Genomic DNA, 25,824 nt, shown 5'->3' on the forward strand with positions numbered 1-25,824 from the left:
GTTTAAAATAGGTCTCTTACGCTAATTAAAAATACAAACTAAATCATAGAATTATATTAAAATCTTCCCAAAATTGAGAGAAAATAGCTGGTAACAATCTCCTAAATTTGTTCTAATATTGATTTTAAATCGATTGCATCTTTAAAGAAATTGGCCCATAAATCTCCCTTTTCTTGAAGCCTTTTCGGAAGTGTCTTGATACTAAATTGGTTTAAATCCAATTTGTCGTTTATTTCTTTCCACTCTAAAGGCGTGCTGACATTGGCGCCTTCGCGAGGGCGGATAGAGTAGATGCTGGCCATTGTTTTTCCTTTTCCATTTTGTAAAAAATCGAGATAGACTTTCCCTTTTCTTTTGGACGGGCTTCTTTCTAAACTCACAATTTTGGGCAGTTTTTTTAAAACCATCAGGCTCACCAAATGTGAAAATTCTCGAGTTTGGGTATAGGAATATTTCGGCAGAACCGGAATAAAAACGTGGATTCCTTTTCCGCCGGAAGTTTTCACATAAGCCGGCACCTGAAGCAAATCAAGGATTTCTTTCAATGCCAATGCAGTTTTTACAATTTTTTTGATGTCAGCTTCATTCGGGTCCAAGTCAAAAATAATGTAATCAGGATTGTTTAATTTTCCCACGCGACTGCTCCACGGATTTAACTCAATACAGCCCCAATTGGCCAAAAAAAGTAAGGTGTCGCGGTCTTGGCAAAGCAGATACGTAACGCTTTCGTCTGTGGATTTTGACTTTAATTTTCGAGTTTTGATCCAATCAGGAACTTGGCCTTCCACATTTTTCTGAAAAAAACCGGGTTTTGAAATTCCGTTTGGCGTTCGCAACAAAGATTGCGGACGGTCTTTCAAATACGGTAGAATATAATCTGTAATGGAATTATAATAAGCAATCACGTCGCCTTTTGTATATTTTTCTTTCGGCCAGAAAACTTTATCTAAATTTGAAAATTCTACTTTGCTATCTGTAATTTCATTTGTATGAATGGTTGATTTTTCTGCTGTAGAAGATGATTTTTTGGTTTCTTTTACTTTGGAATTATCTCCAGAAACTATTTTTTCAGAAGCCATTTCTTTTTCTCGAACGACATTTTTTGCTTTTTTATCGGTTCGCAAACCCATATACACCGGATGGCGCAAACTTCCAGATTCAGTCCATTCTGAAAATTTGACCTGCGCGACCAACTGAGGCGAAACCCAATGCGTTCCCTGCAATTTTGGAGGCGTTTTGAACGGTGGCGTTTTGCGTTCGATTTTGTTTAATTTCGTGCGGAGTTCTTTTAAAACGGCATCAGAAAATCCAGTCCCTACTTTTCCAGAATAGATGAATTCATTGTTTTCGTAAAATCCTAAAAGCAATGCTCCAAGTCCATCTCGGCTTCCGCTGGGTTCTGTAAAGCCACCAATAACCATTTCTTGCTGTTTGCTGGTTTTGATTTTCAGCCAATCTTTTGAGCGTTTGTTTTCATAATATTTTGAGGACGATTTTTTAGCAATAATTCCTTCGCCACCTAGTTTTTCAACTGCATTAAAAGTTTCCAAACCTTGACCGATCGTGTGCGAAGAAAAGATGATATTTTTCAATTTCGGAAGAATGGCTTTCAGGATTTTTTTTCTTTGGATAAGTTTCAAATTTCGCAGATCATGCCCCTTGAAATAAATTATATCGAAGACATAAAACTTTAAAATTCCGCCTTTCGGATCGTCATCAAAATGTTGCAACCATTGAAAATGACTTTTACCTTTTGAATCTTCCACCACAATTTCCCCATCTAAAATTACGTCATCATTTACTTTTTCTAGACTTGAGACGATTTCTTTGTATTTTGAATTAAAAGAAATTCCGTTTCTGGAAATTAAATTTACTTTATTCTTTTTTATTTGGGCCAAAGCGCGGTAACCGTCAAATTTATTTTCAAAAATCCAGTCGTCATGATCAAATGCTTCTTCTGCTAAAGTCGCCAACTGCGGACGCCAATTCTCTGGAAATGATTTTATTTTTTGGGCTTCGGCCAAATCCTCACCTGAAAACTCGGAATCACTTTGCCTTAATTTTAGCTTTGGTTTTTGATCATCAGCTTTTTCTTTTTTTTCTTTTGCTATTTCTTTTTCAGCTTCAGGTTTTGAAAGTTTTTTACCTTTTTTAGAACTGTACACGTTGCCGTTTTCTTCAATTCCTTTAAAATCCAAACCCGAAACGGCTGAATTTTCATCAAATTTTATCTTTTCGCCCGCAAATTCATCTTTTGATTTCATCAAAAGCCACATGTTTTCTTTGCCTTTCATTTGAACCAAATGCCACGCGCCTTGCATCTTTTTTCCTTTCAAAATAATTTTTATGGAACCCTCAGCAAGCTGTTTTTTCATTATTTTATTGTCTTGGGAAATCGTTTTTTCTGCATTTTCAGGACGAAAGGTTCCGTAATCCCAAACCATAACGGTACCACCGCCATATTCTCCTTTCGGAATGGTGCCTTCAAAATCAAAATAATCCATCGGATGGTCTTCGGTCTGTACCGCTAATCTTTTGTCAGAAGTATTGGCCGAAGGCCCTTTTGGAACTGCCCAACTCACCAAGACGCCATCAATTTCCAACCTAAAATCATAGTGCAATCGCGAAGCATCGTGTTTTTGGACCACAAAAGTCAAGGCTCCTTTTGAAGTTTTTTTTACACCTTTTGGTTCTTTCGTTTTGCTGAAATCCCGCTTTTGATTGTATTTCTCAAGTGGCATAATCTAATTTTTTATAGCTTCTAAACTTGCTTTTAATTGCTCTAATAGATCATCAGAAGCGCCTTTTTTTGCTTTTGGCTTTTCTTCTGTTTCTTCTTTTTTAGCCGGTTTTCCTTTTGTTTTGGCTTTTTTCTTAATCATTTTTTCAAGTTCCTCTTTATAGGTGTCTTTGTATTTTTCGGGCTCAAATTTCTCGGTCAATTGATCAATAATGGTCATCGCCATATCTAATTCTTTCTTTGAAATCTTCACATCATTCGGAATTTTTGCTTCTTTTGGATCGCGCAAGTCCTGGTCAAAACGAATTTGGATCAGCAATATCGCATCTTCTTCGACTTTTAAGATTCCCAGATGTTCGGTATTGCGCAAAACAAATTTGGCCAAACCCACTTTTCCAGATTTTTTTAAAGCTTCGCGAAGCAAAGCATATGTTTTTTTAGCTTCTTTCGCCGGTTCAACGATATAGGGTTTTTCTAAATACTGCGACGGAATTTCATCTTCCAATACAAATTCAAAGATGTCAATCGTCTGCGTTTTTTCAGGCATTGCTTTCGCAAAATCAGCCTTGTCTAAAACTACATAATCGCCATCTTCTTTTTTGTAGCCTTTGGCAATTTCATCCCAAGGCACTTCTTTTCCGTCTTTTTTGCAAACCCTGACATATTGAATTTTACATTGGTCTTTCTTTCTAATCATATCCAAATCAATATTATGAGTCGTCGCTCCGCTGAAAAGCCGAATCGGAATATTGACCAAGCCAAAACTGATTCCACCGCGCCAAATTGCTTTCATACTGTTTTCTTTTACTTAAATGTATCACTTTTTTGATAAATACAGATTTGCTTTAACATCACGTAAACAAAAAAGTGAAGCTGTTGTGCTTCACTTTTTTATTATCTTTCTTCACTGTCGCCAACCGTTCTTTTTTGGTACGGCTTTGTTTCATTTGGCTCATCGTCTGCATCTTCATCATCGGTCAATGAATGTTCTTCGTCCAGACCGTTTGTGTGAAAATCGTCGTTTTCATCTTCTTCTTCAGCGTCTTCATCAAAGTCGCGGTCTTTGTCGTGCGCATTGTTTTTATCACGGTTTAGTTCCGGATTATCAATTCCCCGCCTGTCGTTTTCTGCAAATTCTTCTTCGTTGTTTCTATCATTTGTCATAGCATGAATTTTTAAAATTACTTTTCATCCATTTCGTCAACAGCGTCGAAGTTAATAGTGTTGTAAGCCGCTTCTGTTAAAGTCACATCAGCCTCTTTCTCTTCTTCTAAAGTTGCATGTAGAATTTCAGCCGCTTCCTCTTCGCCTAAAGTCTTTGCAAACGCGCAAAGGGTTCCATAAGTCGCGATTTCATAATGCTCAATTTTTTGCGAAGCTGCAATAATTCCAGCATCACGCACGGCACCAGGCTGGGTTTCTTCGATAATGCTGTTTCCTTCTTTTATCAAACCATCCATAGCATCGCACTTTTTGGCGACTGCTTTTTTTCCAATAAGCGCAAAAACTTGTTCTAATCTTTCTACTTGCTTTTCCGTAACCCCTAAGTGATCTTCAAGAGCGGTTTTTAAATTTTCAGAAGTAGCATTTTTAGCCATTTTTGGCAACGCTTTTGTTAGTGCTTTTTCTGCCCAATAAATGTCTTTCAGCGAATCTTCAAACAATTCTCTCAAGCCGTCGGCAGCGCTTGCTTTTGGCTTGACAGTTTTAGTTTTAGAAGACGTTGCCGGTTTCTTTGTAGCAGCAGTTGTTTTTGTTTTGCTGGCAGCAGCTGTTTTGCTTTTACTGTCTTTTGCAGTAGCATTTGAATTTTTCATATTGAGATTTTTTATGTTTCGTTATCTCAAAGTTCTTAAATCCAAATTCATTTTTGCTTACATAATTTTTTTAGTTTATTACATTTTTTTGTTTTGTAAATGATTTGCTAGTAGTAAAATGCGAAATTTAATTAATAAAATTTCTTGTGAAATCTGATAGGGAAGCAACAGCATTTTCTTTGATGAATTTCACAAAACTGCTCCCAATAATGGCCCCTTTTTGAAAAGTGGCCGCCTGATTAAAAGTCAATTTATCATTTATTCCAAAACCGATAATTTGGGGATTTTTCAAATTCATTTTAGAAACCCTTTCAAAATAATTCATTTCTTTTTCTCCAAAACCATCCGTGCTTCCGGTAACGCTGGCACTGCTTACCATATAAATAAAGGAATTTGAAATGGAATCCATTCTTAAAATGCGTTCTTCGGAAGTTTGTGGCGTAATCAGGAAAATATTGGCTAGCGCGTATTTTTCGAAAATTGCTTGGTATTCTGAAACGTAAATTTCCAAAGGCAAATCAGGAATAATCAACCCGTCTATTCCAATTTCTTGGCATTTTTTACAGAAATTTTCAACTCCGAATTGTAAGATGGGATTAAAATAACCCATTATCAGCAACGGAATTTTTACGCTCTCGCGGATATTTTGCAACTGTTCAAAAAGCAATGCAGAGGTCATTCCGTTTTTTAGGGCTTGCGTAGAACTCGCCTGAATTGTGGGTCCGTCAGCCAAAGGATCGCTAAACGGAAGCCCGATTTCAATCATGTCAACTCCTGATTTTTCTAAATTTTCAATAATATTTTTAGTGTCATTCAGATTTGGAAATCCAGCCGTAAAATAAATAGAAAGCAGTTTTTTATTTTCTTGTAATTTATCTTGGATGCGTTTCATCTGCTTAAATTTTAAAATAGTTAATGTAAGTAGTCAAGTCTTTATCGCCCCGACCTGAAAGGTTTACAATCACAATATCATCTGGATTAAATGTTTTATGATTCAAAACCGCAAAAGCGTGAGCACTTTCAATCGCCGGAATAATGCCTTCTAATTTAGCCAATTCGAGTCCGGCTTCCATTGCTTCATCATCGGTAATCGAAAGAAATTCGGCTCGTTTTGTTTGAAATAAATTGGCGTGCATCGGTCCAATTCCAGGATAATCCAAGCCGGCAGAAATAGAGTAGGGTTCTGTAATTTGTCCGTCGTTGGTTTGCATCAACAGGGTTTTGCTTCCGTGGATAACTCCTGTTTTTCCAAGCAAAGAAGTTGCCGCACTTTCTCCAGAATTCACACCTTTTCCAGCAGCTTCAACAGCAATTAAATTTACATTTTCATCGTCTAAAAAATGATAGAAAGCGCCAGCAGCATTGCTTCCGCCACCAACACACGCAATCACATAATCAGGATTTTTTCTGTTTTCAATTTCTTCCAATTGCAATTTAATTTCTTCGGAAATAACACTCTGGAAACGCGCCACCATATCAGGGTAAGGATGCGGGCCGACAACGGAACCGATGATGTAAAAAGTGTCTTCGGGGTTGTTAATCCAATCTCTGATCGCTTCATTGGTAGCGTCTTTTAACGTTTTTGAACCTGAAGTTGCGGGACGGACTTCCGCGCCAAGCATTTTCATTCGCGCCACGTTTGGAGCCTGTCGTTCAATGTCGATTTCGCCCATATAAACGATGCATTTCAAGCCCATCAACGCACAAACCGTGGCGGTTGCAACACCGTGCTGGCCGGCCCCTGTTTCTGCAATAATTCTGTGTTTTCCAAGTCGTTTGGCTACTAAAATCTGGCCAATCGTGTTATTGATTTTATGCGCGCCGGTGTGGCACAAGTCTTCTCTTTTTAAATAGATTTTAGTATTGTGTTTTTGGGACAATCTTTTAGCGAAATAAAGCGGTGTAGGTCTTCCAACATATTCTCTCAGAAGCGATTGAAATTCTTCTTTAAAGCTTTTTTCTTCTGAAATTTCCAAGTATTTCAATCGCAATTCCTCTACATTTGGATATAACATTTCTGGGATAAAGGCTCCGCCGAATTCTCCATAAAATCCTTTTTCGTCTGCGTTGTACTTTGAGCTCATAGTTTTGATTTAAATGCAATTATTTTTTCTGTATTTTTTAATCCGGGAGCGATTTCAAATTTGCTGTTGATGTCTATTCCAAGACAATTTTTTGCGTAATCTTTTTTCAAGAATTCTTTCAAATCGGAAACATTTTCCAAACTGATTCCACCGCTTAAAAAATATTTTTTTTCTAATTTATAGTTTTCTAAAATGTTCCAGTCAAATGCCATTCCGTTACCACCGTGATTTTTTCCTTTGGTATCAAATAAAAAGTAAGTACACGATTCAGAATAATTTTTAAGTATTTTAAAATCAAAGTTTTCATCAATTGAAAATGCTTTAATAATCGGAATTTTATTTTGTAGTTTCAGGCAAAATTCAGGCGATTCGTTTCCGTGCAATTGAATATAATCCAGCTTGTGAATATCTAATTTAGATGTAATTTCTTCAAAAGTTGCATTCACAAAAACGCCTGCTTTTTTAATTTTTTCTGGAAGTTCTGGAATTTTTCCTTCGAAATTTCTGGATGAATTTTCATAAAAAATAAATCCTAAAAGGTCAGGTTCCAGTTGGCTTATTTCCAAAATGTTTTCTAGAAATTTCATTCCGCAGATTTTTAATTTCAAGTCCATAATTAGTACTTTTTCGAATCCATTTCAGCGATAAAATTTTCTAAAGTTTGCCCTGGATTTTCAGTTTTCATAAAGGTTTCCCCAATTAAAAATCCATTGAAACCATATTTTTTTAATTCTAAAATATCGTTTGGAGCATCAATGCCACTTTCTGAAATTTTCACAAATTCATTTGGAATTTTGTCTGCTAAATCAAAGCTATTTTTCAAGCTGGTTTCAAAGCTTTTTAGATTTCGATTATTCACTCCAATCAAATCCAGACTTGGCATTATTGCTTTTTCTAATTCTTCTACATTGTGAATTTCTAATAAAACTTCGAGCGAAAGTGCTTGTGCAAATTCTGACAATTGCTTAATTTCAGTTCGAGCCAACACACTTGCGATAAGTAAAATGGCATCGGCTCCGTTTGATTTTGCTTCCAGAATTTGAAACTCGTCCATGACAAATTCTTTTCGCAAAAGTGGCGTTTGCACGGATGCTCGAGCCAATTGCAAGTCTTCTAAAGAACCTCCGAAGTATTTTGAATCCGTCAAAACTGAAATTCCAGAAGCGCCTGCTTTTTCATAGCCTCTTACAACTTCTTCAACTGAAAAACTGCTGTTGATTGTTGCTTTTGAAGGCGATTTTCTTTTATGTTCCGCGATGATTCCTGAGGAAGTTTTGATACTTTCAGAAAGCGAAACAGTTCGTCTTCCGAATAAGTCTGAACCTTCTAATTGTTTTACAGAAATAATTGATTTTTTAAGTTCAATTTCTCGTTTTTTATCGGCTATAATTTTGTCTAAAATGTTCATAATTATTGGCTTAATTGTTGGAGTTTATTCAGTTTTTCTAGTGCTTTTCCGGTGAATAGGCTTTCTTTGGCTTTTTCAAATCCGTCCAGAATAGAACAGTTTTCAACCGTTGCAATTGCCAAACCTGCATTTGCCAAAACCACTTGATTTTGAGCTTCGGTTCCGTTTCCAGAAATGATGTCCAAGAACATTTTTGCGGATTCTTGAGTCGTTGTTCCGCCTTTAATTTCCTCTTGATGTAAAGCAGAAAGATGGAAAGTTTTTGAGTTTATAAGTGCTTCAGAATTTTTTGAAATCATCTTGGCGTCGCCAGTCAGCGAAATTTCATCATAACCGTCTAAAGAATGCAGAATCGTATAGTTCACATTGGTATTCTGATATAAATAAGCATACATTCGAGCTAATTCCAAACTAAAAACACCTACAATTTGATTCTTCGGAAACGAAGGATTTACCATCGGGCCCAGCATATTAAAAAATGTCTTTACGCCTAATTCCTTACGAATCGTTCCTACGTTTTTCATAGCGGGATGAAAAAGAGGCGCGTGAAGTATCGAGATGTTGGCTTCGTCTAAACAGCGTTTTAAAAAATCTTGGTCGTTGCTGAATTTTACACCCAAATTCTCCATTACATTACTGGAACCCGAAATAGACGAAACGCCATAATTTCCGTGTTTTGCCACTTTTATTCCTGAACCGGCGACCACAAAAGAGGCCAGTGTTGAGATGTTAAAAGTGTCTTTTCCGTCGCCACCAGTGCCACATAAATCAATGGTATTGAAATCTGAAAAATCAACAGGAATGCACAATTCTAAAAGTGCTTCGCGAAAGCCAGATAATTCTTCAATAGTAATGTTTCGCATCATAAAAATGGTTAAAAATGATGCAATTTGACTGGGATTATAATGTCCTGAAGAAATATTTACCAAGACAGATTTAGCTTCTTCTTTAGAAAGTGTTTCTTGGTTTATCAGGCGATTTAATATGTTTTTCATTCTATTTAATTTTTAAAATTGGATTTAATTTGAGTGGTATTTTAACTCTCAAGCCAATTCTTTAAAATCGTTTTTCCATGTAGCGTGAGAACGCTTTCGGGATGAAATTGCACTCCTTTTAGGTCTAATTTTTTATGGCGAAGCGACATAATTTGTCCGTTTTCATCTTTTGAAGTTATTTCTAACTCTTCTGGAAAACCGTCATTTGAAACCACCCAAGAATGGTATCTTCCGACTTCAAATTCTGCGGGAATGTCTTTAAATAATTCTTCGTCATTGACTTCTTGCTTTACTTTCGTCGCAACACCGTGATAGACTTTTTCTAAATTAATTAGGCTTCCGCCAAAAACTTCTCCGATAGCTTGTTGTCCAAGGCAGATTCCCAAAATGCTTTTTGTGGAAGCAAAATGTTTAATTGCCTGTTTTAAAAGTCCGGCTTCATCGGGAATTCCGGGACCTGGAGAAAGCAATATTTTTTGGAAAGATTCTAATTCTTGCAAGTCAAATTCGTCGTTTCTAAAAACGGTGACTTTTGCTCCTAAATCTTCCAAATAGTGAACTAAATTGTAGGTAAAACTGTCGTAATTGTCAATAACTGCTACTTTCATTTCTGTGTTTTTTTAAATATTTTGAGCCAAATCAAGAGCCTTTGTCAGCGCTCCTAATTTGTTGTAAACTTCTTGCATTTCGCTTTCTTCATTGGAACTTTCCACAATTCCGGCACCAGCTTGATAATGCAGTTGATGGTTTTTTGAAAGGAAGGTTCGAATCATAATCGCGTGGTTAAAATTACCTTGAAAATCCATAAAACCAATTGCTCCGCCATAAAATTCACGGTTGGTTTTTTCCATTTTTTCAATCAGTTGCATTGCTTTGTGTTTTGGCGCACCGCTTAAAGTTCCTGCTGGAAAAGTGCTGGCAACCAACTGCATTGTGTTTGCGGTTTCCTTTAAATTTCCGGTAACTTTTGAAACTAGATGAATGACGTGCGAAAAAAATTGAACTTCCTTATACTTTTCGACTTGAACATTTGAACAATTTCGGCTCAAATCATTTCTGGCCAAATCCACCAGCATCACGTGTTCACTGTTTTCTTTTTTATCTTCGGATAATTTTTTAGCTAAAACGGCATCTTGTTCATCGTTTCCGGTTCTTTTGAAAGTTCCTGCAATCGGATGAATTTCAGCTTTATTTTCTTTTACTACTAATTGTGCTTCGGGTGAAGAACCAAATATTTTGAAATTTCCGTAATCAAAAAAGAACAGGTAAGGTGAAGGATTGATGCTTCGCAAAGCTCTGTAAACATTGAATTCATCACCTTTAAAATGTTGCGAAAAGCGTCTTGATAAAACCAATTGAAATACGTCGCCACGATGGCAGTGCTTTTTTGCTAAAGCCACATTTTCCTTGAATTGGTCATCGGTCAAATTTGATTCTGGATTTCCTTCTTTTGAAAACGAATAGGATGCAAAGTTTTTGGCGACAAGCAACTTTTCAATTTCCCCTATATTATTGGTTTCATCGATGCTGTGGCAAAAAATATACGCTTCGTTTTTAAAGTGATTGATGGCGATTATGTTTTGGTATACGGCATAAAAAATATCGGGGATTTCCAGATTTTCTTGTCTTGGACTGATTTCTATTTTTTCAAAATAACGAACGGCATCATATCCGATGTAACCAAATAATCCGTTGGTAATAAATTTAAAATCAGTCGGTTCTTGCTTAAATTGCCTTGCAAATGCCTGAATTTCTTCGGGAATATTCGTTTCTGGATTGATTGTAATTTCTTCAGAATTTCCGTCAGGAAAATTTTTTAAAATAGTTTCATTCTGCACTTTAATGGAAGCAATCGGGTTGCAACAGATGTAGGAAAAGCTATTGTCGCTGGCGTGGTAATCGGAACTTTCAAGCAAAAGACTGTTAGGAAATTGATCTCTAATTTTCAGATAAATACTGACCGGCGTAACGGTGTCGGCCAAAATCTGCTTGAAATTTGTATGTAATTGATAGGTTTTCATAAGTTGAGTTTAGGGAATAAAAAAAGGCTTGTCGTGATTGACAAGCCTTATTATATTTTGATTTTAAAATACAGATAGAAGGATTCGCTCACGAAGTCTGACGTAAGTTTTTCCACCACCAAGTATTGTTTAAAATTGTGTTCATCTGTAATAATGTTGAAGCAAATGTATAAATGTTTTTTTTGATAAAATTAATTTGCAATGTTTTTTTTGAAAAATTTAAGATTTGTGTTATTGACGTTAAAGGTTGGTTAATAGTTTTAGAAAACTCGTTTTTTGGTTTTAAATTTATGTAACCAACCGCAAACAAAAAATATTTTATGGAAAGTCAATTACACACCATAACGCTAAAGAATTTACAACAAAAAGCCCCAGGTCTTGAAGTAAATGTTTCAACGACTGAGCGCGTAGTGTCTGTTTTGTCAGGATCGTTGATGCTTTATAATTCATTGAATAAAAAGCCAAAGAACGTACCGAGAGCTTTGTTATCTGCGTTTATGATTTTTCGTGGCGCAACCGGACATTGCCCAGGATATAAATTGGCTAATAAAACGTTGGAACCGCCAAAAGTTTCAAACATCAATATTCGTTTTTATGTGACTGTAAATAAGTCCCTTCCTTTTGTATATAAACATTGGCGCAATCTTGCCAATTTGCCTGTGATCATGAAACATCTGGAAAGTGTTGAGATTATTGACGATGAAACTTCAGAATGGAAAGCAACTATTCCTGGTAAATTGGGAGTTTATACTTGGAAAGGTGCCATTACCAAAGAGATTGAAAACAGAGAAATTCGCTGGCGTTCTTTTGGAGAATCACTGATACATCACGTTGGAAAAGTGGAATTTCACGACAACGGAAATTTTGGGACAAAAATGGAAGTTATGATATCCTATCGCGCTCCTTTTGAAGAAGCAGGTGAAATGGTGGGTAAAGTTTTAAATCCATTTATTGCGAATATGATTGAACAAGATGTCAATCGTTTTAAGGATTTTGTTGAAAATAGCTAATGTATATTTGAAGAAATAAAAAAGCAGTTCTCGATAAAGAACTGCTTTTTTATTGAATATATTTGGATTATTAAGCCGTTTATTTGAATTTTTCATTCACATTGCGTTGTTCTCCTTTTGGAATTAGGTCGCAATAATCAGAAAGTTTTCCTGTCAAACCTTCTGTTCTGCAAAGGATTTTGTCTATTAAATTTAGTTTTCTCACAATCAATGCACTGGCAACTAAGGCAACCGCTCCCGCAGTTATTCCTAAAACAATTGAATTTTTCATATTAGTGTGTTTGGTTTTGGTTATATAAAAATCAAAATCTAAAAATCCCCATCATTTTCACAATGGGGATTTCAAACAAATAATAAACCTCAAAAAACAATACAAACTCAAGAATTCTTGAAATTGGATATATTGAAATTATTATAAGTTGTATTAAAGATTTTCCAATTCTTATATTTCAAAGTTACCATTAAAACCGTAAAAAGGCCTTACATAATTTTAGTTTTTGATTATATTATTATTCAATTTGAGGAAAATTATTTATAAATTATAGCTCAAATTATGTAATAGAAATCTGTTTCTTTATCACAATCTTTATAGAAAAATTTGGTCTTATGGAAATCCTAAAAATCATTTTGGCAACAATCGCTGGAACATCGGTAATGACGGCGTTCAGCTACCTGGCGTCTGAAACATTTAATAAATTGTGGAAAGAGCCAGTGCTTTTAAATTTGGTTGTTGCAAAAGCAAGCGTTGAATTGACCCCGAGGCGAAAAAGCATATTTGGCTGGTTCATACATTACTTTATTGGTTTGGCTTTTGTGCTTTGCTATGAATTCGTTTGGAACAATTTTGACATTGACCCCACTTGGTTTTGCGGATTGATTTTCGGAATTATAAGTGGTTTTATTGGCATTTTTAGCTGGTTTCTCATGTTTAAGCTTCCGGAAGAAAAACCTAAAATTAAATTTAAACAATACTATCTTCAACTTTTCATAGCACATATCTTTTTCGCTTTGACAGTAATTGCGGTTTACAAACTGTTTTCACTATTTTAAAATAATACAATTCTATTTTTTTACATTAAAATTAAGCTTAAATTTATTTTAAAAAAGATATGGCCATTGAAACCTGCAAGCTGACCGACACTGAAATTGTTTGGACTGATATTACCAATCCTACGAAAGAGGAATTGGAAAACGTCAGCAAATTGTATGATTTAAATCCATATACTTTGATGGACAGTTTGGACCCTGACCATCTTCCCAAGTACGAAGAGCATAACAATACGCACTTTTTCATCGTTAGAATTTTACAGCATTCACAGGAACACGAACAGACGGTTCGCGAGTTGAGCAGTAAAATTGCTGTTTTTTACAACGATAATTTCATCATCACGATTCACCGTTCCGCACAACCAATAATGAAGGAAATTAAAAATCATTGTATCAAACTCGGTAAGGTAAAGAGCGCCGCTGGAATGGCGGTTCGAGTAATTTGGGAAACTTTGCATTCTTATGACGCGCCGGCCTTTGAACTTTCGGACGAAGTCGATTTTTATGAATCAAAAGTGTTTTTAAAGAAAAATATTCCGGCTGATATGATTGAAGGCATCTATTATTTAAAACGAAAATCTGGACTTTGCAAAAAACTGCTTTTGCTGACCAATGAAGTTATAAATTCAGTGAGAGTTGAAGATCCAGACAAACCTGCTTTGCAAGATGTTCGGGATTTGCAGGTGAAATTATTGACACTTTATGACCAAGTTCACGAAGACACAAACAATTTGCTGAATATTTACTTATCGCTTTCTGCTAGAAAAACCAATGATGTGATGAAGATTTTGACCATTTTCTCGGTCTTTTTTATGCCACTGACTTTCATCGCAGGAATTTACGGAATGAACTTTGAATTTATGCCTGAAGTAACAATGAAATATGGTTATCCAGTAACGCTTTTAGCAATGGGAATAATCGTTGTCATTATTTTTGTTTGGTTCAGAAGAAAACGCTGGCTATAAAAAAAATGGACATTTTCCCATCCACTTTGTGATAAAACAAACTCTAAATTATTTTACGGAATTCCCACGGTTTCGTCGCCTTGAGATTGGTCTTTTTTAGTTTTTTCTTTTAAATCCGTTTCTTTTTCAGGCATTTTTGCGCCTTCACTTTTTTTATAATCTTCATCGTCGTCCAGCTTTTCTCTTGGAATATCATTAACGTGAATGTATTTTTTTTCAGTAGATTTTCCAGACTCTCTGTTCTCCATTTCTTTATTTTCTTTGTCCATCGCTTTTGTTTTTGAGTTATCTAAACATATTTAAAGTTAGTGAAACAAAACAAAAATGCATTATAAAATTCAATTGAAAACTTGCAAAATTGATTAGGTAATTAATTGAAATTCATCAATCACTTTTTCTTCGCCGTTCACTATGACAGAAACTTTGTGCAAACCAGAATAGAATTTTTTGGTCGTAATCAATTTAAAAGATTGCTTTTTTATAACTAAATCTTTCTGTTTCGGCTGATACATTCTTTCGCTGATTTTGAAGACTTTTTTAGATAATAATCCATTCGCTTTGTTATAATAAATTCCATATTCCAAACGAATAATTTTCGGAATTTCATACTTATTTTCCACTTTAAAAGAAAACTGCAAAGCATCAGGAACTTTCACTTCTGGAGTGTCAATTTTAAATTCAGAAACCGTAATTTTTTCGCTGTCTAAACCATAATGCGAAAGGATTTCTGGATGTCCTTGTTTTAATAAAGTTCGGCATCCGTGTTTGATGATTGCATCGGTTTCTTTGGTGTTATTTTTCCATTTTGATGCAATTTCTAAAACTATATTTGGATGGTCTTTTGCAATATCGTTCAAATTATTGGCTACACTTCGTCGCACATATTCAGAAGAATCATTTTTTAAATTTTCTAAAATCGGCAAGATTTTCTCCGGATTTTTTTTCAGTTCTGGCAACGCCATCGCCCAAGGCAAACGCGGTCGGCAACCTTCAGTAGCCAATCTTCTGACGTGATGGTTTTGGTGTTTTGACCAAAGTAACATTTGCGCCATCATCGGTTCAAAATAGTGGATGATGAAAGGCCGGATTCCGTATTCGCAAGTAATAAATTGCGTAGTAAATTCAAGAGCTTTTACCGAGTTTTTATAATCTTCTAAACCATACATTTCAATATAATCAGGCAAAAAGATATACGCCAAACCGCCTTCGCTACCGCCTTTTTTTCTTACTTCAGCAATTGTTTTTTCGATGATTTTTACGGCTTGACCAAAATCAGCGGGCATAAACTCATGCAAAACTCGGGTTGTATGGCGCATTCTTTCTTTCAATTCCATCGTCTTGAAAGGTTCGTCAAAGATTTTTTCAACAAACTTTTGCTTGTCAAAAGAAGGAACTGTTATCAGCAAAACATCAGAAAGGTTGTCATAAAATTCGGGAGAATAAATGTCTTTTAAAGCACTCATTGGGCTGGCAGTTTAGTTTTTGTTTTTTGTAAATATAAAAATATTAAGAAGTGAATTCTATCTTAATCCTTTAAAATTTCACATAAATTCTGATTATATTTACAAGACAGCCAACTGATTTTTTTACTTAAAATTAATATTATGGAAAATACTTTTGAATCGAAACTGAATAATTTATTTGTTTCGGAAGAACAAATTCCGGAACAATTCAGGATCGAAGAAATTCACCAAAAAGAATACTTGAGCAACGGAATAATGAAGCAATGGAATGGCGATGTCCACGACGTTTATTCACCAGTTTATATTAAAAAGGGAGAAGAATTAAAGCCTAAATTAATCGGAAGCTATCCGGTTTGCACCGAAAAAGAAGCGCAAGAATCATTGACTTCGGCCGTTGAAGCTTACAATGACGGCCGGGGTGAATGGCCAACGATGAGCGTTGCAGAACGAATAAAACATGTGGAGCAGTTTACCCGAAAAATGATTGCCACCAAAGACAAAGTAGTCAAGCTAATTATGTGGGAAATCGGGAAATCACACGCTGATGCCGTAAAAGAATTTGACCGAACGGTTGAATATATTTATGCCACGATTGATTCTTTGAAAAATTTAGACCGAGATTCTTCAAAATTTGAAATTGCCGAAGGAATCGCAGCGCAAATTCGCCGTTCGCCATTGGGAGTCGTGCTTTGTATGGGACCCTTTAATTATCCGTTGAATGAAACCTTTACGACCTTGATTCCGGCATTGATTATGGGGAATACCATTTTATTCAAGCCGCCAAAATTCGGAACATTATTGCATTATCCTCTGCAAGAAGCGTTTCAGGAGAGTTTTCCAAAAGGTGTGATCAACGTGATTTACGGACGCGGAAATGTGATTATTCCAGGTTTGATGGGATCCGGAAAGATCAATGTTTTGACCCTGATTGGTTCGAGTAAAGTGGCCAATGAGTTGAAAAAACAGCATCCGAAAGTGAATCGTCTTCGAGCGGTTTTAGGTCTGGATGCCAAAAATGCTTCGATAATTACAGCAAATGCCGATATCGATTTAGCCATAAAAGAAACGGTTACGGGTTCGCTTTCGTTCAACGGACAGCGGTGTACGGCTCTGAAAATCGTTTGGGTGCACCGAAGCAATGCCGATGAATTTATAAACGGTTTCAACAAAGCGGTTTCTGAATTAAAATTTGGATTGCCGTGGGAAGAAGGTGTTTCGCTGACACCGCTTCCAGAACCTTATAAGATTGACTATTTAAACGAATGTATTGCCGATGCCGAAGCCAAAGGAGCGAAGGTGATGAATGAAAATGGGGGCGTTTCAAAAGCTTCCTTTTTCTTTCCGGCGGTGGTGTATCCGGTGACTGCCGAGATGAAATTATACCACGAAGAACAATTCGGGCCAATCATTCCGATTGTGCCTTTTGATGATGTCGAAGAGGTAATCCAGTATCTGATTGATGCGCAATTTGGACAGCAAGTGAGCATTTTTAGCAGGGATGCTTCTGAAGTGGGTTCGCTGATTGATCCTTTGGTAAATCAAGTGAGCCGTGTAAATATCAACAGCCAATCACAACGCGGACCTGATATTTTTCCATTTACTGGAAGAAAAGACAGCGCCGAAGGAACACTTTCAATTCCTGATGCCATTCGTTCTTTTTCAATTCGTTCCTTGGTTGCTTTTAAGATGAACGACGCGAATAACCAACTGATTAATGAGATTGTAAATGATGATAAATCGAAGTTCTTAAGTACCCGATTTATTTTTTAGATCTTGAATTTTTATGATGAAAGGCTTACAGTATTTTCTCCTGCTGCCGGGGAGAAGAAAACGGTAAAATATATTTTTATTGACATGGCTTCCTTAAAATAATAAATTATAAAAATCCCCTTGCAAATTCATGTAAGGGGATTTTTTATTTTATTTTTAGTCTAAATCGGTAATAAAACCTGCCTTTGGTTTTCTAACTTTTTTGAGATCTACAAGCCAGTCTTTTTGTTCATCCCGATATCCTAAAGGCAATAACAAAACACTTCGAAGTCCTTTTTCTTTCAATTCCAGCAATGCATCGACAGCTTCTGGATTAAAGCCCTCAATTGGGGTTGAGTCCACCCGTTCTGTAGCCGCAGTCGCTATTGCAAAACCAAAAGCGATATAAGCCTGTCGCGCGGCATGTTCAAAGTTTTCTTGCGCCGGCCGCACAACATACATTTCTAGCAACCGTTTTCTGTAATTGTCCCACTCTTGGTTGAAACCGCGAATGCCATGCGATACTTCAAACGCATGATTGATACGTTCTTCCGTATAATTATCCCAAACCGCAAAAACCAATAGGTGGGAGCACTCAGTAATCACAGATTGGTTAAAAGCTAAAGGCTTGATTTTTTCTTTTAATTCGCTATTTTTTACAACCAAAATTTCAAAAGGCTGCAAGCCGCTTGAAGTGGGCGCAAGTATGATGGATTCCAGTATATTGTTAATTTTTGATTCGTCAATTTTTTTGCCATTCATGGCTTTGGAAGCATAACGCCATTTTAAATCTTCTATAAATTGCATAGTATTTTTTGTATGAATTAGGAATTGCAAAATAACGATATATTCTGGATTGTATAATTTATAAGCCGCATAATGATTTGTTAATTCTGAAAGTAGTTCAAAAAAAATAGCATATGAAGTTCAAATATTTAGGTTTCCATTGTTGCAAAATTGGAATATAAATACGTAACTTTAAGTAAAAACAATAATTATGAAAGCACTTGTAGAAATTAAAACAGACCAAAAAATTGAAGATATTTCCATTGAAAATGCAGGAACAGAAAAATATAATGCAACGGTCAATGAGATTTTAAAATGTAAAAATTTTGAAGTGGTCGATGTCCAGGTTTTTGAAGGCCATCCAGAATTTGAAAAAGAGTATGCCAGCATGGAAGTGGCTGAAGAGACGTACATTTCTACACTAATAGATTTGGAACCAAATGAAATTGAAAATTTTTTGAGTTACAAAAATGAGATACTGGCAAAAGCGATGAAATCTATAAGCAACCGAAATCTGGATATTTTAGCCGCTTCAGAACATGGAAATGAAGCATATGTTTATTTTAACGAACCCTAAAAAAATAAACAGTAAATACTGGGAATGACGGGTTATCTTCGAGTTTATAATCAAATTTAATTTATATTTTTACACTAAAAAAATAAATAATGGCATCAGGAATTTTCGCAATCTTAGACGATATTGCAGCATTAATGGACGATATAGCAGTCACGAGCAAGATTGCAACCCAAAAAACGGCCGGGATTTTAGGAGATGATTTGGCCGTAAATGCCGAAAAAGCGACCGGTTTTTTATCTTCGAGAGAAATACCTGTTTTGTGGGCCATTACCAAAGGTTCTTTTGTCAATAAGCTCATCATCCTCCCAATAGTGTTTCTGTTAAACTATTTCTTTCCCATGGTCATTACCCTAATTTTAATTTTGGGAGGCGTTTACCTGGCGTATGAAGGTGCTGAAAAAATTGTTGAATTTATTTTCCACAGTGGTAAAAAAGCGCAGGAAGTTGTAATGGAAGGCGCTTTGCCTGATGATGCTGAAAATTCTGAAAAGTCAAAAATAAATTCGGCTATAAAGACCGATTTCATACTTTCTCTAGAGATTGTAATTATCGCGCTTGCCACGGTAATTGAACACGAGCATCCTCTTATTACGCAAATTCTTTCTGTAACCGTGGTTGCCATTATTGCAACGGTAGGCGTTTATGGCATCGTAGCCTTAATTGTAAGAATGGATGATGCCGGTTTTTTTCTTATGAAAAAATCAGGAAATAAAGGATTTTTATCTGCAGTGGGACAAATTTTGGTGAAAGCTTTGCCTGTAATCATCAAGATTTTATCTGTGGTCGGTACGATTGCCTTAATTTTGGTTTCGGGTGGCATATTCGTGCACAATATTGATTATTTCCATCATTTATTTCCAACCGTTCCTTCAATGGTGAAAGAATTTGGATTTGGTTTAGCTATCGGACTTCTGGCAGTGGGACTGATGGCTATTTTTAAAGCTATTTTTAAAAAGAAAATAAAAGAAGCTTAAATAAAAAGGAGAAAATTTAAACAAGAAGTAGTTTAAAGCACTAACTTTAATCTTCAAAAAATAGATTTCTTAAATATATAAATAGTATAAAAATGGCTACAACACAAGTTAAAGCATTTGGAACAGAAGCTCCCGAGGCTGCTTTACAGCAAATGAATATAGAGCGCAGAAATGTGACTCCAAAGGATGTCGAAATTGAAATATTATTTTGCGGTGTTTGCCATTCTGATCTGCATACTGCCCGAAATGATTGGGGCGGTACTATTTATCCCGCCGTTCCAGGCCATGAAATTGTTGGAAAAGTGAGCAGTATAGGTGCAGAAGTTTCAAAATTTAAAGTAGGCGATTTAGTGGGAGTAGGCTGTATAGTTGATTCGTGCAAGACTTGCGATAGCTGCAAGCAAGATTTGGAACAATATTGCTTAAACGGTTTCACCGGAACGTATAACGGAAAGGACAAACATTCAGGGAAGCAGACGTTTGGAGGCTACTCCGAAAAAGTCACGGTTAATGAAGAATTTGTACTTCATATTCCTAAAAATTTAGATTTGGCAGCGGCTGCCCCTTTGCTTTGTGCAGGAGTTACAACTTGGTCGCCATTAAAACACTGGAATGTAAAAGAAGGAAGCAAAGTGGCTGTTGTGGGCTTGGGCGGTTTAGGACACATGGCTATAAAGTTAGCAAAAGGTCTTGGCGCGTCAGTTACTTTATTTTCAAGAACTCCAGATAAAATTGCAGATGCCAAAGAATTGGGTGCAGATGAAGTTGTCATTTCTACAGATGATTCTCAAATGAAGTCGGTTGCCGGAAAATTTGACTTGATCATTGACACCGTACCTTATGTCCATGACATCAACCCTTATGTAGCCACATTAAATATCAGCGGAACGTTGGTTTTGGTGGGATATCTTGGGCCATTAGAGCCGTTTTTAAATTCGGTGCCGATGATTTTAGGAAGAAAATCGGTAGCAGGTTCTGTTATCGGAGGTATTGCTGAAACTCAAGAAATGTTAGATTTCTGTGGCAAGCACAATATCGTTTCTGAAATTGAAATGATTAATATGCAAGACATTAATGCATCTTACGAGAGAATGCTGAAAAGCGATGTGAAATATCGTTTCGTAATTGATATGGCTTCGCTTAAATAATTAGGACATCGTTTCTTTTAAATAGAAAATCCGTTTAAGAATTCACTTAAACGGATTTTTTTATTTTCTGATAATTTCAGTTCTTACTTCAAGTGCACCTCAAAATAATCAGCTATTTTTTGGTTCAAATGCACTCTGTCTTTACCGCTGACGTTGTGTTCGTGCGTTGGATACAAGAAATAATCCACTTGTTTTCCTGCTTTGATGCACGCTTCAATAAATGCCATGCTGTGTTGCTGTACCACAACCGGATCTTGCGCTCCGTGGATCATAAAAAGCCTTCCTTTTAACTGGTTTGCTTTTTTAGTCAAGTTGTTATTATCATAACCTGCTTGGTTTTCTTGTGGCATGTCCATATAGCGTTCGCCATACATTACTTCATAATAGCTCCAGTCAATTACCGGTCCGCCAGCAACGCCTACTTTAAAAGTATCATTGTGGTTCAGCATCAAGGAAGTGGTCATAAAACCACCAAAACTCCAGCCATACACGCCAATTTTAGTTTGGTCTACAAATGATTTTGATTTCAAGAATTCAATTCCCTTCATTTGATCAGCCATTTCATTGACGCCTAAATTTTTGTGAATTACGTGCTCAAAATCTTTTCCTCTGGCATCGCTTCCCCTGTTGTCCACTGTGAAAACAACATATTCATTTTGGGCCATGTAGTAATCAAACAAAGTAGCGCCACCAAGGAATTTATTGGTAACCAGCTGTGCATGCGGGCCTCCGTATACATACACCATCACAGGATATTTTTTGCTCGCGTCAAAATTGGCAGGATAAATCAATCTTCCGTTTAAAGGCGTTTTTCCGTCTGCAGAAGTAATCGTCACCAATTCCATTTTTGGCAAATTGGTTTTCCCTACATAAGGATTTGAAGCTTTTACCAAATTTGTCGTTTTCTTCGATTTCAAATTGATAATATTGATCTCATTCGGAGTCGTAACATTTGAATATTGGTCAAACAAAAGCGTTCCGTCACTACTGATACTTCCAGAGTGCATTCCAGAAACAGAAGTCAATTGTGTGGTTTTTCCAGATTTTAATTCTACTTTAAAAAAATGCCTGTCCAAACCATTGTTCGTAGTTCCGATGTAAAACACATTTTTTCCTTCGCTGTCAAAATCCAATAAGTCAGTAACGACAACATCTTTGAAGCCTAATTTTTTTACTAATTTTCCGTCGGTGTTGTACACGTATAATTGCTCAAAACCGTCTTTTTCCGTTCGGTACAGAAACTCCGAATTGGAGTTAGGCAAGAAAGTCAAATCGTGCAAAGGCTCTACATACGTCGTTGCTTTTTCTTCAAACAAAGTTTTAACAAAAGCGCCTGTTAAAGCATCGTATTTGTTCAGTTTCAAGTGATCTTGCCCTCTGCTCAAAACGCCAACATACACAAATTTGCCACTCGGTTCCCAAGTGATAGAAGTTAAAAATTGTTCTTTTGGCTCGCCAGTTTGCAACGTCAAAGATTTTTTAGAATTTACATCATAAATCACCAAAGTCACTTCTTCACTTTTTTCGCCAGCCATCGGATATTTGGTATTTTTGGTCTGTGCAATTCGTGCTCCAAAATCAACCAGCGGATAATCGGCAACCATGGTCTCGTTTTTTTTATAAAACGCTAACTTGTCGCTTTTTGGGCTCCACCACATTCCTTTTTTGATGCCAAATTCTTGTCGGTGCGTGTTTTCGCTTCCGTTTACAATTCCTTTATTTTCATCAGAAGTTACGGCTGTAGTTCCCGAAGCAGTCGTGATTTTAATATTATTGTCATCCAGCCAAGCCGTGTTTTTTCCATCGGCAGAAATCGTCTGGTTTCTTCCTTCCGAAGAAAAAGCAAAAACGTTTTTCACTTCTTTTTTGGCAACATCAAATTGAATCAGGTATTTTGAATTTTTTCCGGCCACTTCAAATTCCAAGGTATTTTTGTCAATCCAAGCGTACGAATACGGAAACATCCTCAACTGAAATTCATCCGAAGAAAATTTGCTTTTTAAAGCATTTTGCAATTCGTCTTTGGTCAAAATCGTCGTTTCGGCCCAATTTCCTTCTTCACTTTTTGAAAGCAATCTAGAATACGAATTGTCAAGGTAAGTAACTGTTTTGGTGTCTTTTCGCCATTGAGGGGCAACGATGTTTTCCACTGCAAAGTTGCGGTACTGACCGAAAGTGGCTTCTTCGATAGTTAGATTTTTCTGCGCAAAAGCAGTAATTCCAACCAATAGAAAAACCGATAAGAAGGTGATTTTTTTCATATTTAAAAATTAAAGTCGCTAATTTACTTAAAATAGTAGACGCATGAATTTTTGTTTGTTACAAATATTTGATAAAGTTTGGGTTTTTAAGAAATGCAGATTTTTACGGATGGCGCCTTGCAACGGATAAAAAAAAACGGCTCCAAAAAAAAAGCCTTTCCAATTAAAAATCAGAAAGGCAAATTTTATACAAATTGAAATTTAAGCTTTTTCAGTTTTCAGGATGCCCAGTTCCACCATACACGCTTCCATCATGTCAAAAGTGCGCTGGATGTCGTTATCAAGTCCAATTGAAAAACGAATCAACCCGTCTGTCAAGCCCATTTCTGCCTGTTCTTCCATCGGAATTTCAGAAGAAGTAGAAGTTCCAGGAGCACTGAACAACGTTTTGTAAAATCCTAAACTTACTGCCAGATAACCCAGATTTCTTTCCTGCATCAATTCCATCAAGCTGTTCGCGTTGTCAAGGCTTCCCACGTCAACGGTCATCATCCCGCCAAAACCATACTCTGGATTAATCATTCCTTTATACAATTCGTGGCTCGGGTGGCTTTTCAAACCTGGATAAACGGTTTTCAATCCCGCCTGTTCAAATTTCTCTGCCAAAAACTGTGCGTTATGGCTGTGCTGTTTCATTCTGATGTGCAACGTTCTCAAGTTTTTCATCACGCTGGCAGAACGCAGGCTGTCCATTGTTGGCCCCAAAAGCATGCTCGCTCCGTTGTTCACATTCTTCAGATCGTTGATAAATTCCTGCGAAGCGCAAACCACGCCACCCACTGTATCACTGCTTCCGTTGATGTATTTCGTCAAGCTGTGGATCACAATATCAGCACCCATTTTTGCAGGGGCAACCGACAAAGGCGAAAACGTATTGTCTACCACCAACTTAAGATTGTGTTTCTTTGCAATCTTCGCCAAACCGGCAATATCAGCCACTTCAAGCAACGGATTACTTACTGTTTCACAATATAAAACTTTCGTATTTGGCGTAATCGAGGCTTCTACAACATCCAATTTTGTGATGTCCACAAAAGTCGTCTTGATGCCAAATTTCGGCGTGAAGTTTTTCAAGAAAGCATACGTACCGCCATAAATCGTACGGCTCGAAACTATATGGTCGCCACTGCCGCACAATTGCAAAAGAGTAGGAGTGATCGCACCCATTCCAGAAGCCGCAACGTTTGCCGATTCCGTTCCTTCCATTGCTGCCAAGGCTTTGTCCAAATATAAATTGCTTGGCGACGAATGGCGCGAGTACAGATAGCAACCTTCTGCATTGCCTTCAAAAGTGTCAAACATTGTCTTCGCAGACAAAAAAGTATAGGTTGACGAATCAGAAATCGATGGGTTTACGCCACCAAATTCTCCAAAATACTGCAAATCCTGAATGTTATCAGCCGGATTAAAATTTTTCATAATTTATATTTTTATAAAATTGTTTTTTAAATTGAAATTGATTTTCGAAAGTGCCACTTCTTTTTTTTTTGAAGCTATTTCCAGTTATCCGTTTCAATCTTTTCTTTTTTTAAAGAAAAAAAAGAAAAGGATTTCCACTGCTATCTGGGCTAGGGCATTCCGTAAAACAAAACGATTCATCAAAAAAACAAATAATACGATTTAAAGTCAATGCAAATTCATTTATTTAGAAAATAAAACTAGCAATACTATTTTATACAGAAAATAAAACTAAATTTGAAACAAGAATGCTGTTTTGACCAAAAACTTTAAATCTCCCACTTTTACACCTGGAAAAAAAAATGGATGCCACCGATAAAAAACTGCTTCAATTTTTGCAAGAAGATTCAAAGCAAACCACCAAAGAGCTTTCGTTAAAGCTAAATCTTTCTGTAACCGCGGTTTACGAACGGATCAAAAAACTCGAACGCGAAGAAATCATCTCAAAATATGTGGTTTTGCTGAACCGAAACAAAATCCAAAAAGGATTTGTGGTGTTCTGCCATCTAAAATTGATGCAGCACACCAAGGAATTCATCGCGCAATTCGAGAAAGAAGTCGTGCAGTTAAATGAAGTGCTGGAATGTTTTCACGTGAGTGGCGATTACGATTACATCTTGAAAATCTGTGTCGAAAATATGGAAGAATACCGAGAATTTATGGTCACCAAGCTTACGACGTTGCAACACATCGGGAGTACGCACAGTACTTTTATGATTGGGGAAGTGAAGAATACGACGGCGTTTTTGGTTTAGAGTGTTTCTGAAAAATTGATATGTCGGCGAGAGTTTTTTTGAAGTTTAATTATTATTTAATGTTCTAGATGCTTGTAGACATTGCAAACTCCGGAACTGATTTCTTTCGGTTAAAAAAAAGCGCCTTCCTAATGAATGTATTTAACAGATTTCTCAAATTTCTGCAAACTGCTATTACTTGATGTTTAGAATTGTGAGAAATAGCCGCTCTTCTTTTAATATTTCTGGTGTTAGTAAATAAGGAACAACTTTTTGATTAAGCAAATTTTCTAATAAATTTTCAATATGATAACATTTAATTCTGTTTTCATCATCGCAATTAAAAACTCTGTAAATTTCGTAATGATCTCGATTTTTAAGGAAATAACTCCACTCATTTGCAGTAAGATAAAAAGTTGGTTTTTCTTTCACCGTTCCTTTTACTTCGATAAATTTTGTTGCTTGCCCATTGTCTTTCAAAATTTCAAAATCGAAAGGACTATTTGATTCAACATTTTGATTCTGGACATGCTAACTTAGCCATCACAGAAAGTTAAGAAATAATCTTAATTTTAACCTATGAAACA

Annotated in this window: 25 protein-coding genes and 1 pseudogene; 8 read left to right on the plus strand and 18 right to left on the minus strand. The window is 36.3% G+C overall.

The features are described from left to right. Nucleotides 1-101 precede the first annotated feature (101 nt). The 11 genes from ligD to EG849_RS12875 all read right to left on the minus strand — a co-directional run bounded on the left by ligD (nt 102) and on the right by EG849_RS12875 (nt 11,065). Nucleotides 102-2,741: a DNA ligase D gene (gene ligD, locus EG849_RS12825; RefSeq protein ID WP_125013494.1), complete on the minus strand. Its 2,640-nt coding sequence runs from the start codon at nt 2,739-2,741 to the stop codon at nt 102-104. A gap of 3 nt (nt 2,742-2,744) precedes the next feature. Beyond that, on the minus strand, nt 2,745-3,533 hold the full coding sequence (gene ku, locus EG849_RS12830; protein WP_125013495.1) for a non-homologous end joining protein Ku: 789 nt from the start codon (nt 3,531-3,533) through the stop codon (nt 2,745-2,747). A 101-nt stretch (nt 3,534-3,634) separates the two neighbouring features. After that, complete coding sequence (locus EG849_RS12835; protein WP_125013496.1) at nt 3,635-3,904, minus strand: hypothetical protein; 270 nt, start codon at nt 3,902-3,904, stop codon at nt 3,635-3,637. A 17-nt stretch (nt 3,905-3,921) separates the two neighbouring features. Continuing rightward, nucleotides 3,922-4,557: a YciE/YciF ferroxidase family protein gene (locus tag EG849_RS12840; protein WP_125013497.1), complete on the minus strand. Its 636-nt coding sequence runs from the start codon at nt 4,555-4,557 to the stop codon at nt 3,922-3,924. Between the two features lie 127 nt (nt 4,558-4,684). Continuing rightward, nucleotides 4,685-5,449, minus strand: a complete 765-nt coding sequence (trpA, locus tag EG849_RS12845; protein ID WP_125013498.1) for a tryptophan synthase subunit alpha — start codon at nt 5,447-5,449, stop codon at nt 4,685-4,687. Between the two features lie 4 nt (nt 5,450-5,453). After that, the gene (trpB, locus tag EG849_RS12850; RefSeq protein ID WP_125013499.1) at nt 5,454-6,641 is read right to left on the minus strand and encodes a tryptophan synthase subunit beta; all 1,188 of its coding nucleotides are present in this window, start codon (nt 6,639-6,641) and stop codon (nt 5,454-5,456) included. After that, a complete protein-coding gene (locus tag EG849_RS12855) occupies nt 6,638-7,255 on the minus strand; it encodes a phosphoribosylanthranilate isomerase (RefSeq protein ID WP_317125211.1) in 618 nt (205 codons plus the stop codon). The genes trpB and EG849_RS12855 overlap by 4 nt, the downstream gene beginning before the upstream one ends. Nucleotides 7,256-7,257: 2 nt before the next feature. Then, nucleotides 7,258-8,049 (minus strand): indole-3-glycerol phosphate synthase TrpC, encoded by a 792-nt coding sequence (gene trpC / locus EG849_RS12860; protein WP_125013500.1) that lies wholly within the window; start codon nt 8,047-8,049, stop codon nt 7,258-7,260. Between the two features lie 2 nt (nt 8,050-8,051). Continuing rightward, nucleotides 8,052-9,044 (minus strand): anthranilate phosphoribosyltransferase, encoded by a 993-nt coding sequence (trpD, locus tag EG849_RS12865; protein ID WP_125013501.1) that lies wholly within the window; start codon nt 9,042-9,044, stop codon nt 8,052-8,054. Between the two features lie 41 nt (nt 9,045-9,085). After that, nucleotides 9,086-9,652, minus strand: coding sequence for an anthranilate synthase component II (locus EG849_RS12870; RefSeq protein WP_125013502.1), 567 nt, complete (start codon nt 9,650-9,652; stop codon nt 9,086-9,088). A 12-nt stretch (nt 9,653-9,664) separates the two neighbouring features. Then, nucleotides 9,665-11,065 carry an anthranilate synthase component I family protein gene (locus EG849_RS12875; RefSeq protein ID WP_125013503.1) on the minus strand — a complete coding sequence of 467 codons (1,401 nt, stop codon included), beginning with the start codon at nt 11,063-11,065 and terminating at the stop codon, nt 9,665-9,667. A 320-nt stretch (nt 11,066-11,385) separates the two neighbouring features. On the opposite strand from EG849_RS12875, the gene EG849_RS12880 reads away from it, so the two are divergent. Continuing rightward, nucleotides 11,386-12,075, plus strand: a complete 690-nt coding sequence (locus EG849_RS12880; protein ID WP_125013504.1) for an SRPBCC family protein — start codon at nt 11,386-11,388, stop codon at nt 12,073-12,075. Between the two features lie 79 nt (nt 12,076-12,154). Here EG849_RS12880 and EG849_RS12885 read toward each other — a convergent pair whose 3' ends face one another. Then, nucleotides 12,155-12,346, minus strand: coding sequence for a hypothetical protein (locus EG849_RS12885; protein ID WP_125013505.1), 192 nt, complete (start codon nt 12,344-12,346; stop codon nt 12,155-12,157). 335 nt (nt 12,347-12,681) lie between these two features. On the opposite strand from EG849_RS12885, the gene EG849_RS12890 reads away from it, so the two are divergent. Both EG849_RS12890 and EG849_RS12895 read left to right on the plus strand, forming a co-directional pair. Further along, a complete protein-coding gene (locus EG849_RS12890; protein WP_125013506.1) occupies nt 12,682-13,125 on the plus strand; it encodes a hypothetical protein in 444 nt (147 codons plus the stop codon). A gap of 59 nt (nt 13,126-13,184) precedes the next feature. Further along, nucleotides 13,185-14,087, plus strand: a complete 903-nt coding sequence (locus EG849_RS12895) for a magnesium transporter CorA family protein (RefSeq protein ID WP_125013507.1) — start codon at nt 13,185-13,187, stop codon at nt 14,085-14,087. A gap of 53 nt (nt 14,088-14,140) precedes the next feature. Here EG849_RS12895 and EG849_RS12900 read toward each other — a convergent pair whose 3' ends face one another. Next, nucleotides 14,141-14,356 carry a hypothetical protein gene (locus EG849_RS12900; RefSeq protein ID WP_125013508.1) on the minus strand — a complete coding sequence of 72 codons (216 nt, stop codon included), beginning with the start codon at nt 14,354-14,356 and terminating at the stop codon, nt 14,141-14,143. 93 nt (nt 14,357-14,449) lie between these two features. Continuing rightward, nucleotides 14,450-15,550 (minus strand): DNA alkylation repair protein, encoded by a 1,101-nt coding sequence (locus EG849_RS12905; RefSeq protein WP_125013509.1) that lies wholly within the window; start codon nt 15,548-15,550, stop codon nt 14,450-14,452. A 141-nt stretch (nt 15,551-15,691) separates the two neighbouring features. Here EG849_RS12905 and EG849_RS12910 point away from each other — a divergent pair, with 141 nt between their 5' ends. Next, nucleotides 15,692-17,320, plus strand: a complete 1,629-nt coding sequence (locus EG849_RS12910) for an NADP-dependent glyceraldehyde-3-phosphate dehydrogenase (protein WP_125013510.1) — start codon at nt 15,692-15,694, stop codon at nt 17,318-17,320. Between the two features lie 156 nt (nt 17,321-17,476). On the opposite strand, the gene EG849_RS12915 is transcribed toward EG849_RS12910, so the two are convergent. Next, nucleotides 17,477-18,106, minus strand: a complete 630-nt coding sequence (locus EG849_RS12915; RefSeq protein ID WP_125013511.1) for a nitroreductase family protein — start codon at nt 18,104-18,106, stop codon at nt 17,477-17,479. A 190-nt stretch (nt 18,107-18,296) separates the two neighbouring features. On the opposite strand from EG849_RS12915, the gene EG849_RS12920 reads away from it, so the two are divergent. The 3 genes from EG849_RS12920 (at nt 18,297) to EG849_RS12930 (ending at nt 20,784) form a co-directional block, all read left to right on the plus strand. Continuing rightward, entirely contained in the window at nt 18,297-18,662 is a 366-nt protein-coding gene (locus tag EG849_RS12920; RefSeq protein ID WP_125013512.1) for a hypothetical protein, read from the plus strand. Nucleotides 18,663-18,751: 89 nt separating this feature from the next. Beyond that, nucleotides 18,752-19,636 carry a DUF808 domain-containing protein gene (locus tag EG849_RS12925; RefSeq protein ID WP_125013513.1) on the plus strand — a complete coding sequence of 295 codons (885 nt, stop codon included), beginning with the start codon at nt 18,752-18,754 and terminating at the stop codon, nt 19,634-19,636. A gap of 92 nt (nt 19,637-19,728) precedes the next feature. Continuing rightward, nucleotides 19,729-20,784 (plus strand): NAD(P)-dependent alcohol dehydrogenase, encoded by a 1,056-nt coding sequence (locus tag EG849_RS12930; protein WP_125013514.1) that lies wholly within the window; start codon nt 19,729-19,731, stop codon nt 20,782-20,784. Between the two features lie 83 nt (nt 20,785-20,867). Here the strand turns inward: EG849_RS12930 and EG849_RS12935 are convergent, their stop codons facing one another. Then, complete coding sequence (locus EG849_RS12935; RefSeq protein ID WP_125013515.1) at nt 20,868-23,045, minus strand: S9 family peptidase; 2,178 nt, start codon at nt 23,043-23,045, stop codon at nt 20,868-20,870. Nucleotides 23,046-23,246: 201 nt separating this feature from the next. Next, nucleotides 23,247-24,464 (minus strand): aminotransferase class I/II-fold pyridoxal phosphate-dependent enzyme, encoded by a 1,218-nt coding sequence (locus EG849_RS12940; RefSeq protein WP_125013516.1) that lies wholly within the window; start codon nt 24,462-24,464, stop codon nt 23,247-23,249. Between the two features lie 341 nt (nt 24,465-24,805). Between EG849_RS12940 and EG849_RS12945 the strand changes: the two genes are divergently transcribed. After that, nucleotides 24,806-25,258, plus strand: coding sequence for an Lrp/AsnC family transcriptional regulator (locus EG849_RS12945; RefSeq protein WP_125013517.1), 453 nt, complete (start codon nt 24,806-24,808; stop codon nt 25,256-25,258). Between the two features lie 174 nt (nt 25,259-25,432). Here the strand turns inward: EG849_RS12945 and EG849_RS12950 are convergent. Further along, nucleotides 25,433-25,750 (minus strand): annotated as a pseudogene (locus tag EG849_RS12950) (DUF3883 domain-containing protein); the annotation flags it as partial. Nucleotides 25,751-25,824: the final 74 nt, after the last annotated feature.

The sequence above is a fragment of the Flavobacterium macacae genome, assembly GCF_003865365.1.
GTDB lineage: Bacteria > Bacteroidota > Bacteroidia > Flavobacteriales > Flavobacteriaceae > Flavobacterium > Flavobacterium macacae.

Bases quoted from the DNA above. Each gene is read 5' to 3' on its own strand.
- ligD (WP_125013494.1), bottom strand. From the start codon at position 2,741: ATGCCACTTGAGAAATACAATCAAAAGCGGGATTTCAGCAAAACGAAA.
- EG849_RS12890 (WP_125013506.1), top strand. From the start codon at position 12,682: ATGGAAATCCTAAAAATCATTTTGGCAACAATCGCTGGAACATCGGTA.
- EG849_RS12870 (WP_125013502.1), bottom strand. From the start codon at position 9,652: ATGAAAGTAGCAGTTATTGACAATTACGACAGTTTTACCTACAATTTA.
- EG849_RS12855 (WP_317125211.1), bottom strand. From the start codon at position 7,255: ATGGACTTGAAATTAAAAATCTGCGGAATGAAATTTCTAGAAAACATT.
- EG849_RS12910 (WP_125013510.1), top strand. From the start codon at position 15,692: ATGGAAAATACTTTTGAATCGAAACTGAATAATTTATTTGTTTCGGAA.
- trpD (WP_125013501.1), bottom strand. From the start codon at position 9,044: ATGAAAAACATATTAAATCGCCTGATAAACCAAGAAACACTTTCTAAA.
- EG849_RS12925 (WP_125013513.1), top strand. From the start codon at position 18,752: ATGGCATCAGGAATTTTCGCAATCTTAGACGATATTGCAGCATTAATG.
- EG849_RS12900 (WP_125013508.1), bottom strand. From the start codon at position 14,356: ATGGACAAAGAAAATAAAGAAATGGAGAACAGAGAGTCTGGAAAATCT.
- trpC (WP_125013500.1), bottom strand. From the start codon at position 8,049: ATGAACATTTTAGACAAAATTATAGCCGATAAAAAACGAGAAATTGAA.
- trpA (WP_125013498.1), bottom strand. From the start codon at position 5,449: ATGAAACGCATCCAAGATAAATTACAAGAAAATAAAAAACTGCTTTCT.
- EG849_RS12905 (WP_125013509.1), bottom strand. From the start codon at position 15,550: ATGAGTGCTTTAAAAGACATTTATTCTCCCGAATTTTATGACAACCTT.
- EG849_RS12915 (WP_125013511.1), bottom strand. From the start codon at position 18,106: ATGCAATTTATAGAAGATTTAAAATGGCGTTATGCTTCCAAAGCCATG.
- EG849_RS12930 (WP_125013514.1), top strand. From the start codon at position 19,729: ATGGCTACAACACAAGTTAAAGCATTTGGAACAGAAGCTCCCGAGGCT.
- EG849_RS12835 (WP_125013496.1), bottom strand. From the start codon at position 3,904: ATGACAAATGATAGAAACAACGAAGAAGAATTTGCAGAAAACGACAGG.
- EG849_RS12945 (WP_125013517.1), top strand. From the start codon at position 24,806: ATGGATGCCACCGATAAAAAACTGCTTCAATTTTTGCAAGAAGATTCA.
- ku (WP_125013495.1), bottom strand. From the start codon at position 3,533: ATGAAAGCAATTTGGCGCGGTGGAATCAGTTTTGGCTTGGTCAATATT.
- EG849_RS12885 (WP_125013505.1), bottom strand. From the start codon at position 12,346: ATGAAAAATTCAATTGTTTTAGGAATAACTGCGGGAGCGGTTGCCTTA.
- EG849_RS12895 (WP_125013507.1), top strand. From the start codon at position 13,185: ATGGCCATTGAAACCTGCAAGCTGACCGACACTGAAATTGTTTGGACT.
- EG849_RS12940 (WP_125013516.1), bottom strand. From the start codon at position 24,464: ATGAAAAATTTTAATCCGGCTGATAACATTCAGGATTTGCAGTATTTT.
- EG849_RS12875 (WP_125013503.1), bottom strand. From the start codon at position 11,065: ATGAAAACCTATCAATTACATACAAATTTCAAGCAGATTTTGGCCGAC.
- EG849_RS12880 (WP_125013504.1), top strand. From the start codon at position 11,386: ATGGAAAGTCAATTACACACCATAACGCTAAAGAATTTACAACAAAAA.
- EG849_RS12840 (WP_125013497.1), bottom strand. From the start codon at position 4,557: ATGAAAAATTCAAATGCTACTGCAAAAGACAGTAAAAGCAAAACAGCT.
- EG849_RS12935 (WP_125013515.1), bottom strand. From the start codon at position 23,045: ATGAAAAAAATCACCTTCTTATCGGTTTTTCTATTGGTTGGAATTACT.
- trpB (WP_125013499.1), bottom strand. From the start codon at position 6,641: ATGAGCTCAAAGTACAACGCAGACGAAAAAGGATTTTATGGAGAATTC.
- EG849_RS12920 (WP_125013512.1), top strand. From the start codon at position 18,297: ATGAAAGCACTTGTAGAAATTAAAACAGACCAAAAAATTGAAGATATT.